This is a genomic window from Kitasatospora sp. NPDC001603 (assembly GCF_040298365.1).
Taxonomy (GTDB): domain Bacteria; phylum Actinomycetota; class Actinomycetes; order Streptomycetales; family Streptomycetaceae; genus Kitasatospora.
Genome location: NZ_JBEPAA010000006.1, coordinates 37,891 through 54,192, shown reverse-complemented (window position 1 = coordinate 54,192; position 16,302 = coordinate 37,891). Strand labels below are relative to the sequence as shown.

General features: G+C 71.0%; 12 protein-coding genes. 2 read left to right on the top strand and 10 right to left on the bottom strand.

Annotated features, from left to right (window positions below):
• Positions 1-39: 39 nt before the first annotated feature.
• From gap to uvrA, 7 genes are all read right to left on the bottom strand, one after another.
• Positions 40-1,044: a type I glyceraldehyde-3-phosphate dehydrogenase gene (gene gap / locus ABT263_RS06250; protein WP_329490009.1), complete on the bottom strand. Its 1,005-nt coding sequence runs from the start codon at positions 1,042-1,044 to the stop codon at positions 40-42.
• 297 nt (positions 1,045-1,341) lie between these two features.
• Positions 1,342-2,322 (bottom strand): DNA-binding protein WhiA, encoded by a 981-nt coding sequence (whiA, locus tag ABT263_RS06245; RefSeq protein WP_329490008.1) that lies wholly within the window; start codon positions 2,320-2,322, stop codon positions 1,342-1,344.
• Positions 2,313-3,284: a gluconeogenesis factor YvcK family protein gene (locus tag ABT263_RS06240; protein ID WP_329492283.1), complete on the bottom strand. Its 972-nt coding sequence runs from the start codon at positions 3,282-3,284 to the stop codon at positions 2,313-2,315. The genes whiA and ABT263_RS06240 overlap by 10 nt, the downstream gene beginning before the upstream one ends.
• 224 nt (positions 3,285-3,508) lie before the next feature.
• Positions 3,509-4,414: an RNase adapter RapZ gene (rapZ, locus tag ABT263_RS06235; protein ID WP_329490007.1), complete on the bottom strand. Its 906-nt coding sequence runs from the start codon at positions 4,412-4,414 to the stop codon at positions 3,509-3,511.
• Positions 4,415-4,538: 124 nt separating this feature from the next.
• The gene (gene uvrC / locus ABT263_RS06230) at positions 4,539-6,665 is read right to left on the bottom strand and encodes an excinuclease ABC subunit UvrC (protein ID WP_352288131.1); all 2,127 of its coding nucleotides are present in this window, start codon (positions 6,663-6,665) and stop codon (positions 4,539-4,541) included.
• A 51-nt stretch (positions 6,666-6,716) separates the two neighbouring features.
• Positions 6,717-7,175, bottom strand: a complete 459-nt coding sequence (locus tag ABT263_RS06225) for a Rieske (2Fe-2S) protein (RefSeq protein ID WP_352288129.1) — start codon at positions 7,173-7,175, stop codon at positions 6,717-6,719.
• A 140-nt stretch (positions 7,176-7,315) separates the two neighbouring features.
• Positions 7,316-10,219 carry an excinuclease ABC subunit UvrA gene (gene uvrA, locus ABT263_RS06220; protein WP_352288127.1) on the bottom strand — a complete coding sequence of 968 codons (2,904 nt, stop codon included), beginning with the start codon at positions 10,217-10,219 and terminating at the stop codon, positions 7,316-7,318.
• A gap of 271 nt (positions 10,220-10,490) precedes the next feature.
• On the opposite strand from uvrA, the gene ABT263_RS06215 reads away from it, so the two are divergent.
• Together ABT263_RS06215 and ABT263_RS06210 are read left to right on the top strand one after the other, a co-directional pair.
• Positions 10,491-11,258, top strand: a complete 768-nt coding sequence (locus tag ABT263_RS06215) for a maleylpyruvate isomerase family mycothiol-dependent enzyme (protein WP_352288125.1) — start codon at positions 10,491-10,493, stop codon at positions 11,256-11,258.
• A gap of 130 nt (positions 11,259-11,388) precedes the next feature.
• A complete protein-coding gene (locus ABT263_RS06210; protein ID WP_352288124.1) occupies positions 11,389-12,042 on the top strand; it encodes an MBL fold metallo-hydrolase in 654 nt (217 codons plus the stop codon).
• Between the two features lie 87 nt (positions 12,043-12,129).
• On the opposite strand, the gene ABT263_RS06205 is transcribed toward ABT263_RS06210, so the two are convergent.
• The 3 genes from ABT263_RS06205 to uvrB form a co-directional block, all read right to left on the bottom strand.
• Complete coding sequence (locus tag ABT263_RS06205; RefSeq protein ID WP_329490001.1) at positions 12,130-13,110, bottom strand: TerC family protein; 981 nt, start codon at positions 13,108-13,110, stop codon at positions 12,130-12,132.
• Between the two features lie 247 nt (positions 13,111-13,357).
• Entirely contained in the window at positions 13,358-13,939 is a 582-nt protein-coding gene (locus ABT263_RS06200) for a TerD family protein (protein ID WP_329490000.1), read from the bottom strand.
• Positions 13,940-14,185: 246 nt separating this feature from the next.
• Complete coding sequence (gene uvrB, locus ABT263_RS06195) at positions 14,186-16,276, bottom strand: excinuclease ABC subunit UvrB (RefSeq protein ID WP_329489999.1); 2,091 nt, start codon at positions 16,274-16,276, stop codon at positions 14,186-14,188.
• Positions 16,277-16,302 lie beyond the last annotated feature (26 nt).

The window sequence follows — 16,302 nt, the reverse complement described above, 5'->3', positions numbered from 1 at the left end:
CCGGGCCCTCCCCCCTACTTCACGTCAGCTCCCGCTGCGTCAGAGCTGGCCGCCGACGAGGGTGGTCAGGTTGACGAGGCGGTTCGAGTAGCCCCACTCGTTGTCGTACCAGCCGAAGACCTTGACCTGGTTGCCCTGGACCATGGTCATCAGCGAGTCGAAGATCGTGGAGAACGGCGAGTTCACGATGTCGGAGGAGACGATCGGGTCCTCGGTGTACTGCAGGATGCCCTTGAGGGAGCCCTCGGAGGCCTTCTGGAAGGCCGCGTTGACCTCCTCGACGGTGACGTCGCGCTCAAGGGTGACGACCAGGTCGGTGATCGAACCGGTCGGGACCGGGACGCGCAGCGAGGTGCCGTCCAGCTTGCCCTTCAGCTCCGGCAGGACCAGCGCGGTGGCCTTGGCGGCACCGGTGGACGTCGGGATGATGTTGAGGGCCGCGGCGCGGGCGCGACGCAGGTCCTTGTGCGGGAAGTCCAGGGTGACCTGGTCGTTGGTGTACGCGTGCACCGTGGTCATCAGACCCTTGACGATGCCGAAGTTCTCGTTGAGCACCTTCGCCAGCGGCGCCACGCAGTTGGTGGTGCAGGAGGCGTTGGAGATCACGTCGTGCTTGGCGGCGTCGTACTTCTCGTCGTTGACGCCCATCACGATGGTGACGTCCTCGTCGGTGGCGGGCGCCGAGATGATGACCTTCTTGGCACCGGCGGTGATGTGCTTCTTGGCCGCCTCGGCCTTGGTGAAGATGCCGGTGGACTCGATCACGATGTCCACGCCCAGCTCGCCCCAGGGGAGGTTGGCCGGGTCACGCTCGGCGATGACCTTGAAGGTCTTGCCGTCGACGGTGATGCTGTTCTCGGTGTGCGAGACCTCGCCCGGGAAGGTGCCCAGGATCGAGTCGTACTTGAGCAGGTGCGCCAGGGTCTTGGTGTCGGTCAGGTCGTTGACACCGACGATCTCGATGTCCGCGCCCTGAGCCTTGACCGCACGGAAGAAGTTGCGGCCGATGCGGCCGAATCCGTTGATGCCTACCCGGATCGTCACGAACCGATCTCCTCGTTAGGTACGCCGGAGCTATGCCGACGGGGTGGAATTTGGGAGGTCCCCGACCGCCTATGACCCTACCTCTCCAAGGCCTGGGAGGGCACATCAGGCCGGGTCGGACGCCTTGGCGTGGCGTGTCAAGAGGGTGCGAGCAGGGCTTCCGTCCTTGCCGTCGGGGGCAGTTGGTCGCGGCCCGCGCGGACCGGTCCGGAGCCCCCCGGCCGCACCGTCCGGACACGGCACAGCCGGTGCCCGGAATCCGGACACCGGCTGGTCTGCCGTCACTGGCTGTGGTCGCTAGTTGAGCGCCATCTCGTCGGTCAGATTGGCCTCGGTGCTCGGCAGGCCGAGCTCGGAGGCGCGCTTGTCGGCCATCGCCAGCAGCCGGCGGATCCGGCCGGCCACCGCGTCCTTGGTCAGCGGCGGATCGGCCAGGGCGCCCAACTCCTCCAGCGAGGCCTGCTTGTGCTGCATCCGCAGCTGGCCGGCGGCGGCCAGGTGGTCCGGCACCTCCTCGCCGAGGATCTCCAGCGCGCGCTGCACCCGGGCGCCGGCCGCGACCGCGGCCCGGGCCGAGCGGCGCAGGTTGGCGTCGTCGAAGTTGGCCAGGCGGTTGGCGGTGGCCCGGACCTCGCGCCGCATCCGCCGCTCCTCCCACGCCAGCACCGACTCGTGGGCGCCGAGGCGGGTCAGCAGCGCGCCGATGGCGTCGCCGTCCCGGATCACCACCCGGTCGACGCCGCGCACCTCGCGGGCCTTGGCCGGGATGCCGAGCCGGCGGGCCGCGCCGACCAGGGCGAGGGCCGCCTCGGAGCCGGGGCAGGTGATCTCCAGCGAGGAGGAGCGGCCCGGCTCGGTGAGCGAGCCGTGCGCCAGGAAGGCGCCCCGCCAGGCCGCCTCCGCGTCACAGGTCGCCCCGGAGACGACGGCCGGGGGCAGGCCCCGGATCGGCCGACCGCGGCCGTCCACCAGACCGGTCTGCCGCGCCAGCAGCTCGCCGTCCTTGACCACCCGCACCACGTAGCGGCTGCCGCGCCGCAGACCGCCGGGCGCCATCACCACCAGGTCCGAGGAGTGTCCGAAGATCTCCAGGAGGTCCTTGCGCAGGCGTCGCGCTGCCGCCCCGGTGTCCAGCTCCGCCTCGATCACGATGCGGCCGCTCACGATGTGCAGCCCGCCCGCGAAACGCAGGATCGCCGAGACCTCCGCCTTGCGGCAGCAGGCCCGGGTGACCGGGAGCCGGCTGATTTCGTCCTTCACCGCTGGAGTCATCGCCATGGCCCGATCCTTCCATGTGTCCGGAAAATCCGGTCGTACGCGGCGGCCAAGAGCTCCGGGTCGTGTCGCGGCGTGCCGTCGGTACGGGCGACCCGGCCGAGCACCAGGGCCGCGCCCATCCGCTCCGCGGCCTTCTCCAGGCCGGCCAGGTCCGCCTGGCCGAAGGCGCCGCCGGTGACGGCGCGCTCGTCCACCAGGATCGCATCCACCGCGAGGGCGGGTGCGTGGTCGGCGATGACCTCCAGGTGGCGCTGCGGGGTGAAGCCCTCCGTCTCGCCGGGCTGGGGGGCCAGGTTCAGGGTGAGCAGCCGGCGCGCGCGGGTCTCGGTGAGCGCCTCGGCGAGCTCGGGGACGAGCAGGTGGGGCAGCACGCTGGTGAACCAGGAGCCGGGCCCGAGCACCACCCAGTCCGCCTCCCGGACGGCCGTGACGGCCTCCGGAACGGCCGGCGGCCCGTCCGGCAGCAGCCGGATGGACTGCACGGTGCCGGGCGTCACGGCGACGCTCGCCTGGCCCCGGACGGCGGACAGCTCGCCCGGGCTGGCCGGGTCGTGGCCGCGCACGACCGCCTCGATGTCCAGCGGTACCGCCGACATCGGCAGCACCCGGCCCTGGACGTTCAGCAGCCGGCCCACCCAGTCCAGGGCGGCGACCGGGTCCCCCAGCTTCTCCCAGAGCGCGACGATCAACAGGTTGCCGACGGCGTGGCCGCCCAGGCCGCCGGAGCCCGTGAAGCGCTGCTGGATCACCTCGGACCAGGTCCGGCCCCAGTCGTCGTCGCCGCAGAGCGCGGCCAGCGCCTTGCGGAGGTCGCCCGGGGGCAGCACCCCGAGCTCCTCGCGCAGCCGGCCGCTGGAGCCGCCGTCGTCGGCGACGGTGACCACGGCGGTGAGGTCGGTGGTGAGCCGGCGGAGGGCGGAGAGCGAGGCCGAGAGCCCCTGACCGCCGCCGAGGGCGGCGATCCGGGGCGCCTGGTTGCCGCGGGGTGCCTGGTTGGTACGGGCCGGGCTGGTGCGGACCTGGCCGGTCCGCGGCCGGTTGGGCGACGCGCCGCGCGACGGGACCCCCGTCCGGTCGGCGGTCTTGTTCTGCAGCTGCCGCCCGGGCACGTATCCCGTCACACCTACCTCGCGTTCCTCTTGCCCGCCGCCGGCCTCCGCCGGCGGCCCGGCAGGGGGTGAGGCGGCTACTCCCGTCCCATGTCACGGTGGACCAGCACCGTTTCGACGCCGTCCGCGATCAGACGCTTGGTCAGCCGCTCGGACATCGCGACACTGCGGTGCTTGCCACCGGTGCAGCCTACGGCAAGGGTCATGTAACGCTTCCCCTCGCGGCGGTACCCCTCGGTGATGATGCGCAGCAGCTCCGCGTAGCCGTTGAGGAACTCGTTGGCACCGGGCTGCTGGAACACGTAGTCGGCGACGTCGGCGTCGGTGCCCGTCCGGGCGCGGAGCTCCGGCACCCAGTGCGGATTCGGCAGGAAGCGGCAGTCCACCACGAGGTCGGCGTCGACCGGGAGGCCGTACTTGAAGCCGAAGGACATCACGGTGGCGCGCAGCTCGGGCTCGTCGTGGTCGGCGAACTGGGCGTCCAGCTTGGCCCGCAGCTGGTGCACGTTGAGGTTGGAGGTGTCGATCACCAGGTCGGCCTCGCCGCGCAGCTCGCGCAGGAGGTCGCGCTCCTGGGCGATGCCGTCCACGATCCGGCCGTCGGCCTGGAGCGGGTGCGGGCGGCGCACGCTCTCGAAGCGCCGGACCAGGGCGTCGTCGGAGGAGTCCAGGAAGACCACGCTCAGCCGGACGCCGCGCTTCTCCAGCTCGTCCAGCGAGGTGAGCAGGTCGTCGAAGAACTGGCGGCCGCGGACGTCGACCACGGCGCCGATCCGGGCGACGTTCCCCTGGGAACGGGCGCCGAGGTCGACCATGGTCGGGATGAGGGCCGGCGGCAGGTTGTCCACCACGAACCAGCCCAGGTCCTCCAGGCACTTGGCCGCCGTCGACCGGCCGGCTCCGGACATCCCGGAGATGATCACCAGCTCCGGCACGTTCTCGCCCGCGGCCAGTGGTCGGGCGGTGCCGCCATCGTCGGACATCGTCACTTCGGTTCCCCGCTCTCGGTGGTTCTGCTGTGGAGAACGCGCGCGGCACGGCCACGCTTCCCCTGCTCACTCGGGCGAGTGAACGCGGGGCGCGCCGGCTGACGGACGGCGTCGGCCGTCATGGCGTCTCCTGGAATGGTGCGGTCTGGGGTGCGGCGTCGGTCCCGGTGCCGGCCGCCGGGCCGGCCGGGACGGCGCCGTCATCGATGATCTCGCCGGTGGCGGTGTTCACGGCGGGTGTCGCGGATGGACGGGACGACAACGCCGCCGCAACAGTCTCCGCCGTCCGGCGTCCGATGCCGGGGACGGCGCAGAGTTCGTCGACGGTGGCCAGCCGGAGCTTCTTCAGCGAGCCGAAGTGCTTGAGCAGCGCCTGGCGGCGAGTCTCGCCGAGGCCGGGGACGGAGTCCAGCTCCCCGGCGGTGAGTCGCTTGGACCGCTTGCTGCGCTGGTAGGTGATGGCGAACCGGTGCGCCTCGTCGCGGACCCGCTGGAGCAGGTAGAGGCCCTCGCTGCTGCGCGGCAGGACCACCGGGTCGTCCTCGCCGGGCAGCCAGACCTCCTCCAGCCGCTTGGCCAGGCCGCAGAGGGCGACGTCGTCGATGCCGAGCTCGTCCAGGGCGCGCTTGGCGGCGGCGACCTGCGGCTGGCCGCCGTCGACGACCAGCAGCTGCGGCGGGTAGGCGAAGCGGCGCGGGCGGCCGGTCTCCGGGTCCACCGGGCCGACCACGACCTCCGGGCCGTCGGGGTCGTCGGACCCGCGGGCGGCGCCGTGCGGCCCGGGTCCGCCGGCCTCCGCGGGCGCGCCGGGGTCGTCCGCCTCGGGAACGGCCCACTCCCCGGTCTGCTCGCGCTCCTGGAGGTAGCGGCGGAACCGGCGTCCGATCACCTCGTGCATCGAGCGGACGTCGTCCTGGCCCTCGAAGCCCTTGATCTGGAACCGGCGGTACTCGCTCTTGCGGGCCAGGCCGTCCTCGAAGACCACCATCGAGGCGACCACGTCCTCGCCCTGGAGGTGCGAGATGTCGAAGCACTCGATCCGCAGGGGGACGGAGTCCAGCTCCAGCGCGTCGGCGATCTCCTGGAGGGCGCGGCTGCGGGTGGTGAGGTCGGAGGCGCGCTTGGTCTTGTGCAGCGCCAGCGCCTGCTGGGCGTTGCGCTGCACGGTGGCCATCAGGTCCTTCTTGTCGCCGCGCTGCGGGATCCGCAGGTCGACCTGGCTGCCGCGCAGGCCGGTCAGCCACTCCCGGACCGGTTCGGCGGGCTCCGGCAGCGCGGGCACCAGCACCTCGCGCGGCACGGCGCCGTCGCCGCCGCCGTAGAGCTGCTGCAGGGCGTGCTCGACCAGGGCCGCGGTGTCGACGTCCTCGACCTTGTCGGTGACCCAGCCGCGCTGGCCGCGGACCCGGCCGCCGCGGACGTGGAAGATCTGGACGGACGCCTCCAGCTCGTCCTCGGCGAGGGCGAGCAGGTCGGCGTCGGTGGCGTCGGCGAGGACGATGGCGTTCTTCTCCATCGCGCGCTTCAGCGCCCCGATGTCGTCCCGCAGCCGGCCCGCCTTCTCGTACTCCAGGTCGGCGGCGGCCTCCCGCATCTGCTCTTCCAGCCGGCGCAGGTAGTTGCCGGTGCGGCCGGCCATGAAGTCGCAGAAGTCCTCGGCCAGCTCGCGGTGTTCCTCGGCCGAGACCTTGCCGACGCAGGGCGCGGCGCACTTGCCGATGTAGCCGAGCAGACAGGGCCGGCCGACCTGGCGGGCCCGCTTGAAGACGCCGTTGGAGCAGGTGCGGACGGGGAAGACGCGCAGCAGCAGGTCGACCGTCTCGCGGATCGCCCAGGCGTGCCCGTAGGGGCCGAAGTAGCGCACGCCCTTCTTGTGCGCCCCGCGCATCACCTGGACCCGCGGGTACTCCTCGTTGAGGGTGACCGCGAGCTCCGGATAGCTCTTGTCGTCGCGGTACTTGACGTTGAAGCGGGGATCGAACTCCTTGATCCAGGAGTACTCCAGCTGGAGCGCCTCGACCTCGGTCGCGACGACCGTCCACTCCACCGAGGCGGCCGTGGTGACCATCGTCGCGGTCCGCGGGTGCAGCCCGGCGAGGTCCTGGAAGTAGGACGACAGCCGGGGCCGCAGGCTCTTGGCCTTGCCGACGTAGATGACCCGCCCGTGGGCGTCGCGGAACTTGTAGACGCCCGGCGAGGTCGGGATCGCGCCCGGTGCGGGGCGGTAGGTGGACGGGTCAGCCATGGGTCCACCGTACCGAGTCGGGCCGGGGCTGCGGAGGGGAGATCAACTGGTTCAGCTCGGGGTCACCTTGAGGTTGCCGCCCTCGACCGCCACGGAGTAGGCGGGGAGCGGGGTGGGCGCCGGTCCGTCCAGCACCGCGCCGTCGGTGATGGCGAACATGCTGCCGTGACAGGGGCATTGGATCTTCTGGTTCTTGACCTGGTCGACGATGCAGCCGGCGTGGGTGCACGTGGCGCTGAACGCCTTGTACTCGCCGGCGTTGGGCTGGGTCACCACGATCTTCTTGTCCCGGTAGACGGTGCCGCCGCCGACCGGCACGGCGGTGGCCGGGCCGACGTCCACCGGGGTCTTGGGCCCGGAGGACGTGGAGGTGGACGAGGACGACGAGGAGCAGCCGGCGACCGCCAGCGTGCCGCCGCCTGCGGCGAGGACGGCCGCGGCACCGCAGAGCAGGGTGCGGCGGGAGGTGGCGGGGTTCTCGCCCAGCGGGCTCTCGGGGGCCTCGGACATGTGGTTCGCTCCTGGAGTCGCTGCGGTTCGCCGCGGGTCCCCCCGCGGCGCCGGTCGGCGGTGATTCTATGCGGCCCTTACCCGGCCGCCCCCCGAGCGGGGGTCGGCCGGGCCGGTGTCGTGCCGCCGACCTCGCGGCGCTACTTCTTCTTGGCGACCGCCCGCTTGCGCGGGGCCTTCACCGGCGCCGCGGCGTCGGTGAACTCGCCCGGGAGGATGTCCCGGAGGAACTTGCCGGTGTGGCTCTCGGAGACCGCCGCGATATGCTCCGGCGTGCCCTCGGCCACCACCATGCCGCCGCCGGAGCCGCCCTCGGGGCCCATGTCGACGATCCAGTCGGCGGTCTTGATCACATCGAGGTTGTGCTCGATGACGATCACCGTGTTGCCCTTCTCCACCAGACCCGAGAGCACCTTGATCAGCTTGCTGATGTCCTCGAAGTGCAGACCGGTGGTGGGCTCGTCCAGCACGTAGACCGTCCGCCCGGTGGAGCGCTTCTGCAGCTCGGAGGCGAGCTTGACGCGCTGCGCCTCACCACCGGAGAGGGTCGGCGCGGACTGGCCGAGCCGGACGTAGCCGAGGCCGACGTCGTTGAGCGTCCGCAGGTGCCGGGCGATCGCCGGGACGGCCTCGAAGAAGTCCATCGCCTCCTCGATCGGCATGTCCAGGACCTCGGCGATGGACTTGCCCTTGAAGTGGACCTCCAGCGTCTCCCGGTTGTACCGGGCGCCGTGGCAGACCTCGCACGGCACGTAGACGTCCGGCAGGAAGTTCATCTCGATCTTGATGGTGCCGTCGCCGGAGCAGTTCTCGCAGCGGCCGCCCTTGACGTTGAACGAGAACCGGCCGGGCAGGTAGCCGCGGACCTTGGCCTCCTGCGTCTCGGCGAAGAGCCGCCGGACGTGGTCGAACACGCCGGTGTAGGTGGCCGGGTTGGAGCGCGGGGTGCGGCCGATCGGCGACTGGTCGACGTGCACGACCTTGTCCACCTGGTCGGTGCCGGTGATCCGGGTGTGCCGGCCCGGCACGCTGCGGGCGCCGTTCAGCTCCCGGGCGAGGTGGGTGTAGAGGATGTCGTTGACCAGCGTCGACTTGCCGGAGCCGGAGACCCCGGTGATCGCGGTGAACGTCCCGAGCGGGAAGCCGACCGTGACGTCCTTGAGGTTGTGCTCGCGGGCGCCGTGGACGGTCAGCTGGCGCTTCTTGTCCCGCTCGCGGCGGGTGGCCGGGATCGGGATGGACCGCTTGCCGGAGAGGTACTGGCCGGTCAGCGACTCCTTGTTGGCGAGCAGCTGCTTGAGCGAGCCGGAGTGCACCACCTTGCCGCCGTGCTCACCGGCGCCCGGGCCGATGTCGACCACCCAGTCGGCCATCTTGATGGTGTCCTCGTCGTGCTCGACGACGATCAGGGTGTTGCCGATGTCCCGCAGCCGGACCAGGGTCTCGATCAGCCGGTGGTTGTCCCGCTGGTGCAGGCCGATCGAGGGCTCGTCCAGCACGTAGAGCACGCCGACCAGGCCGGAGCCGATCTGGGTGGCGAGCCGGATCCGCTGGGCCTCGCCGCCGGACAGGGTGCCGGCCGCGCGGTTCAGCGAGAGGTAGTCCAGGCCGACGTCGACCAGGAACCGCAGCCGCTCGTTGACCTCCTTCAGGACGCGCTCGGCGATCCGCTTGTCCCGCGCGTTGAGCTTCATCGCGCCGAGGAAGTCCGAGCAGTCGCTGATCGACATCGCCGAGACGTCCGCGATGGACCGGCCCTCGACGGTGACGGCCAGCACGACCGGCTTGAGCCGGGTGCCCCGGCAGGTCGGGCAGGGCACCTCGCGCATGTAGCCCTCGAAGCGCTCGCGGCTGCTGTCGCTCTCCGCCTCGGTGTGCCGGCGCTGGATGAACGGCACCGCGCCCTCGAAGCCCGTGGTGTAGGAGCGGTCCCGGCCGTAGCGGTTGCGGTAGCGCACCTCGACCTGGTGCTTGTGCCCGTACAGCAGCGCCTTCCTGGCGCGGGCCGGCAGCCCGGCCCAGGGGAGGTCCGTCCGGAAGCCCAGCTCGCCGGCGAGGGCGTCGATCAGGCGCTGGAAGTACTCCTTGGTGTGGCCGCCGGACCACGGGTGGATAGCCCCCTCGTCCAGCGACTTCTCCTCGTCGGGGACGACCAGCTCCGGGTCGACCTCCATCCGGTTGCCCAGGCCGGAGCAGTCCGGGCAGGCGCCGAACGGCGAGTTGAAGGAGAACGAGCGCGGCTCCAGCTCCTCGAACGACACGTCGTCGTACGGGCAGTAGAGGTGCTCGGAGTACATCCGCTCGCGCTCCGGGTCGCCCTCCGGGAGGTCGACGAAGTCGAGCACGACCATGCCGCCGCCGAGCCGCAGGGCCGTCTCCACCGAGTCGGTCAGCCGGCGCTTGGCGCTGCTCTTCACGGTGAGGCGGTCGATGACCACCTCGATGGTGTGCTTCTCCTGCTTCTTGAGCTTGGGCGGCTCGGCGAGCTGGACCGTCTCGCCGTCCACCCGGGCCCGGGCGTAGCCCTTGGACTGGAGGTCGGCGAAGAGGTCGACGAACTCGCCCTTGCGCTCGCGCACCACCGGGCTGAGCACCTGGAACCGGGTGCCCTCGGTGAGCTCCAGCACCTTGTCCACGATCGCCTGCGGGGACTGCTTGGCGATCGGGCGGCCGCAGTGCGGGCAGTGCGGCTTGCCGATCCGCGCGAACAGCAGGCGCAGGTAGTCGTAGACCTCGGTGATGGTGCCGACGGTCGAGCGCGGGTTCCGGTTGGTGGACTTCTGGTCGATCGAGACGGCCGGGGAGAGGCCTTCGATGAAGTCGACGTCGGGCTTGTCCATCTGCCCGAGGAACTGACGGGCGTAGGAGGACAACGACTCGACGTATCGGCGCTGGCCCTCGGCGAAGATCGTGTCGAAGGCGAGCGAGGACTTGCCGGAGCCGGAGAGGCCCGTGAAGACGATGAGGGAGTCGCGGGGCAGGTCGAGCGAGACGTTCTTGAGGTTGTGCTCGCGAGCACCGCGGACGATGAGGCGGTCGGCCACTGCTTCTGGCGCCTTTCTCCGGGGCGAGATGGCTTTGCGTGAGAGGTGTACTTCTTCCAGGATGCGCCTGCCAGCCTATAGCTCAGGCGTTCGATTCTCGACCTTGTCCAGCGGAGTCCACCCGATCGAGTGAGAGACCTGCTCGACGTTGACCGGGCCTGTTCGAGAAAAGCCCTGCTCAGCCGTGACATCGGAGATAGCGTCACCCTCGTCAACGAGCGAGTGCCCGTGCGGGCAACGCTGCCGACCACTCCGACGGAGGCCGCCACCGATGACCGACCCCCAGACCGCCGCCGACCTCGCCGACGAGCGGCTCCGGCTGGTCGCCACCAGCACCGGGCACCTGCTGCACACCGTGGCCGGACTGAAGCCCGAGGCCCTCGCGGAGCCCTCCGCCCTGCCGGGCTGGACTCGGGGCCACGTGCTGGCCCACCTGGCCCGCAACGCGGACTCGCTGGTCAATCTGCTCGACGGCGCCCGGACCGCCACCGACATCCCGCAGTACCCCAGCGACGAGGCCCGTGACCAGGGCATCGAGGACGGCGCCGGCCGCCCGCTCGACGTCCAGCTCGACGACCTGCGCGACTCCGACGAGCGGTTCGCCGCGGCCGCCGCGGCGCTGGCGCCCGGGGCCTGGACGGCCTCGGTGCGCCACCGCACCGGCTACGTCTTCCCGGCCGCCGACATCCCGTGGAAGCGGCTGATGGAGGTCGAGTACCACCACGTCGACCTGGCCGCCGGCTACTCCCCCGCGCACTGGCCGGAGCTCTTCGCGGTGGCCGAGTTCCGGCGCCTGTCCGACCGGCTGGCGGGCGCCGAGGGCCTGCCCGCGGTCGAGCTGGTCGCCGACGACACCGAGGACCGGGCCGTGATCGGCACCGCCGGCGAGGGGCCCGGGCTGACCGCCGAGGGCCCGGTGCGGGCGCTCGCCGCCTGGCTCTCCGGCCGCTCCGACGGCGACGGCCTGCAGGTCCACCGCGGCGGCGACCAGCTCGCCGACGGCCGCAGCGCGCTGCCCGCGCTCCCGCCGCTGGGCTGACGCGGGGCGGGCACCCGCACCGGGCCGGGCCCCGGCACGGGAAGATCCACAAGACGCGGCCCGGCCGCGCGACGATGCTGGCAGCAGGGGCGATGCCGACGGCGGCCCCGGAACGACGAGGAGCGGACGGATGACGTACCACGGAGCGGTCAAGGTCGGCGGGCCGCCGGACGTGCGCGAGCTGGCCCACCTGATCATCACCAAGGCGGCCGTCGGCCCGTACGACAACAACGCCTACCTGCTGCGCTGCCGGGCCACCGACGAGCAGCTGCTGATCGACGCCGCCGCCGACGCGCCGGTGCTGCTGGAGACGGTCGGTGCCGAGCTGACCACCGTGGTCACCACGCACCGCCACCACGACCACTGGGGCGCGCTCGCCGAGGTGGTCGCGGCGACCGGCGCCCGCACCGCCGCCGGGCGGTACGACGCCGAGGGCATCGACGTCCCGACCGAGCTGCTGCTGGAGGACGGCGAGCCGCTGCGGTTCGGGCAGATCGAGCTGACCGTCCGGCACCTGGTCGGGCACACCCCCGGCGCCATCGTGCTGGTCTACGACGACCCCCAGGGCCACCCGCACGTCTTCACCGGCGACTGCCTCTTCCCCGGTGGCGTCGGGAACACCTGGGACGACAGGGCCGCCTTCGAGAGCCTCTACCGGGACGTCAACGAGAAGATCTTCGACGTGCTGCCGGACGAGGCCTGGGTGTACCCCGGCCACGGCAAGGACACCACCCTCGGCGCGGAGCGCCCGCACCTCCAGGAGTGGCGCGAGCGCGGCTGGTAGCCCCGGTACGAGGAACGGCGGGCCCGCGACCACTGCTCGGTCGCGGGCCCGCCGCCGTGGCCCCCGGGGGTCCGGGGGAACAGGGGATCAGGCGTCGATCTTCTCCGGGGCCTCGTCGGCCCGCTCCTGCTTCTTCGCGGCGATCAGGCTGGTCACCGTGGTGACGGCCAGCACCACCACGATGAAGCCCAGCGAGAACGGGATGCCGATCTCGGGGACGTGCACACCCTGCTCGTGCAGCGCGTGCAGCACCAGCTTCACGCCGATGAAGCCGAGGATCACCGACAGGCCGTACGAGAGGTGGACCAGCTTCTTCAGCAGCCCGCCGATCAGGAAGTACAGCTGGCGCAGCCCCATCAGGGCGAAGGCGTTCGCGGTGAAGACGATGTACGGGTCCTGGGTCAGGCCGAAGATCGCCGGGATCGAGTCCAGCGCGAACAGGACGTCCGTGGTGCCGATCGCGAGCATCACGATCAGCATCGGCGTCATCAGCCGACGGCCGTTCTCCCGGATGAAGAGCTTGGTGCCGTGGTACTTGTCGGTCGACGGGAAGCGCTGCTCGATCGACTTGAGCAGCCGGTTCTCCTCGAACTCCTCGTCCTCCTCGTCGGCCCGGGCCTCCTTGATCAGCTTCCAGGCCGTCCAGACCAGGAAGCCGCCGAAGATGAAGAACACCCAGGAGAACTGCGCCACCAGGGCCGCGCCGCCGGCGATGAAGACCGCCCGCAGCACCAGGGCGATGATCACACCGAACATCAGCACGCGCTGCTGGTAGATCTTCGGCACCGCGAACTTGCCCATGATCAGGATGAACACGAACAGGTTGTCGACGCTGAGCGACTTCTCGGTGATGTACCCGGCGAAGAACTCACCGGCCGGCTTGGAACCGGAGTGCCACCAGAGGAACCCGCCGAAGACGGCGGCCAGCACGATCCAGACCGTGGTCCAGACACCGGCTTCCTTGACCGACACCTCGTGCGGCTTGCGGCCGCCGATGAAGAAGTCGGCCACGATCAGGGCCAACAGCACACCGATCGTGCCGATCCACAAACTTACGGAAACGTCCACTACTGCTCCTCCGGCAGGTAGGCGAGACAGTCATCGTCACTGCCGGAGGTCTCTTCCGCCCGCCGGGCGCATGGGCGGCGCCCGCGGACCAGCGCCCCGGGACGCCGCCAGGTGGGCGCCCGTGATGACGGGACAACTGCGAGGGAATACTCCCCTCCGCTCCCACGAGGCTAACAGAAGAACCAAGAGAAGGTAAAGAAGGTAAAGAACGACCCGGGGCGTCCGCCGCCGGCCGGGGCCCCGCCCGCTAGAGGAAGGGCTCGATGGCCGGCAGCAGGTCCTGGAAGGTCCGGCCCCGGGCCGGCGCGCCGATCGCCTGCATCCCCCAGCCGCCGGACGGCTCGCGGAACACCTTCGCCATGATCTGCCCGGTGTGCGGGCCGCCGCCGGCCAGCTCGTAGCGGGCCAGCTCCAGCCCGGTCGAGTCGTCCACCAGCCGGCAGTACGCGTTCTGCACCTCGGCGAAGGTCTGCCCGGTGTACGAGCTGACCGTGAACACCACCTGGGTGATGTGCACCGGTACGTGGGCCAGGTCGACCAGGATCGACTCGTCGTCCTCGCCCGCCCCGGTGCCGCCGACCAGGTTGTCCCCGGTGTGCCGGACGGAGCCGTCGTTGCTCTCCAGGTGCTGGAAGAAGACCACGTCGGACGGGGTCTGCTCGGCGTACAGCAGCGCCGAGGCGTCCAGGTCGATCTGTCGCGTCCGGCTGCCGAAGAGGCCGCGCTTGGGCGCCGCCTTCCAGCCCAGCCCCATCCGGACGACCGTCAGCGACTCGCCCGAACCCTTCTGCAGGCTGACCTGCTGCCCCTTGGCAAGGTTCACCGACACGGCATTGTCCTCTCTGCCCAGCCGGGCGGTCGGTATCCGCGCCGGCTTCACGGTGGAACACCCCCTTGCCGTCCCCCGGCTGAGGCCCCCTGATGCGACCGCCCGTCCCGGGCGGCACCGCAGGCCAGCCTAGGGCCTGCGGTCGGCCGCGTCCGTCAGCGTCTACCCGTTTGTGGCAAGGCTGAGACACCGCCGGGCTTGACCGGTACCGGATCCGGCCAAGCCCGGCGCGGGCCGCGACCGGCCCTACGCGATACCCGCCTCGCGCATCTGGCGGAGCTCCTTCTTCAGCTCCTTGACCTCGTCGCGCAGCCGGGCCGCGACCTCGAACTGGAGGTCCGTCGCGGCCGCGTGCATCCGCTCCGTCATCGACTGGATCAGCTCGGCCAGCTCGGCCGCCGGCAGGCTCTTGGCGGGCTTGCGGTCCGCGCCCAGCGCCGGCACCGGGGCCTTGCCCTTGCCCCCCGCCCGGTAGCCGGAGGAGAGCAGCTCGTCGGTGTCGACCTCCTCGCGGGCGAGGGTGTCCAGGATGTCGCCGATCTTCTTGCGGAGCGGCTGCGGGTCGATCCCGTGCTTCTTGTTGTAGGCCTGCTGCACGGCCCGGCGGCGGTTGGTCTCGTCGATCGCCTTCGCCATCGAGGGGGTGATCCGGTCCGCGTACATGTGGACCTGGCCGGAGACGTTGCGGGCCGCGCGGCCGATGGTCTGGATCAGCGAGGTGCCGGAGCGCAGGAAGCCCTCCTTGTCCGCGTCCAGGATCGCCACCAGGGAGACCTCGGGCAGGTCGAGGCCCTCACGGAGCAGGTTGATGCCGACCAGCACGTCGTACCGGCCGGCCCGCAGCTCGCGCAGCAGCTCGACCCGGCGCAGCGTGTCGACGTCGCTGTGCAGGTACCGGACCCGGATGTCCAGACCGAGCATGTAGTCGGTGAGGTCCTCGGCCATCTTCTTGGTGAGGGTGGTGACCAGGACGCGCTCGTCCCGCTCCACCCGCGTCCGCACCTCGTGCACCAGGTCGTCGATCTGGCCCTCGGTCGGCTTGACGATCACCTCGGGGTCGATCAGGCCGGTCGGGCGGATGATCTGCTCGACCTGGCCGTCGCCGCGGGACAGCTCGTACGCGCCGGGGGTGGCCGAGAGGTAGACGGTCTGGTCGGTCCGCTCCAGGAACTCCTCCCACTTGAGCGGGCGGTTGTCCATCGCGGAGGGCAGCCGGAAGCCGTGCTCGACCAGGGTGCGCTTGCGGGAGGCGTCGCCCTCGTACATCGCGCCGATCTGCGGGACGGTGACGTGCGACTCGTCGATGACCAGGAGGAAGTCCTCCGGGAAGTAGTCGAGCAGGGTGTTCGGCGGGGAGCCGGGCGCGCGGCCGTCGAAGTGCATCGAGTAGTTCTCGACGCCCGAGCAGGTGCCGATCTGGCGGAGCATCTCGATGTCGTAGGTGGTGCGCATCCGCAGCCGCTGGGCCTCCAGCAGCTTGCCCTGCTTCTCCATCCGGGCCAGCGTCTCGGCCAGCTCCTTCTCGATGTCGTTGACCGCACGCTCCATCCGCTCCGGGCCGGCCACGTAGTGCGAGGCGGGGAAGACGTGGACGGAGTCGTCCTGGCTGATGATCTCGCCGGTCAGCGGGTGCAGGGTGTACAGCGACTCGATCTCGTCGCCGAACATCTCGATCCGCAGGGCGAGCTCCTCGTAGACCGGGAAGATCTCGATGGTGTCGCCGCGGACCCGGAAGGTGCCGCGGGTGAAGGCGAGGTCGTTGCGGGTGTACTGGATGTCGACGAAGCGGCGCAGCAGCACGTCGCGGTCGATCTCCTCGCCCACCTTGAGCCGGACCATCCGGTCGACGTACTCCTGCGGGGTGCCGAGGCCGTAGATGCAGGAGACGGACGCGACGACGACCACGTCCCGGCGGGTGAGCAGCGAGTTGGTCGCGGAGTGGCGCAGCCGCTCGACCTCCTCGTTGATCGAGGAGTCCTTCTCGATGTAGGTGTCCGTCTGCGGGACGTACGCCTCGGGCTGGTAGTAGTCGTAGTACGAGACGAAGTACTCGACCGCGTTGTTCGGCAGGAGTTCCCGGAACTCGTTGGCCAGCTGGGCGGCCAGGGTCTTGTTCGGCGCCATCACCAGGGTGGGGCGCTGCAGCTTCTCGATCATCCAGGCCGTGGTGGCCGACTTGCCGGTGCCGGTGGCGCCGAGCAGGACGACGTCCTTCTCCCCCGCGCGGATCCGGCGCTCCAGCTCGGCGATCGCCGCCGGCTGGTCGCCATTGGGCTGGAAGGGGCTGACGACCTCGAAGGGCGTCTCTGAGCGCTCAATACTCGTGATGGGTCGCACGTGTCCACCGTACGACCCACCACTGA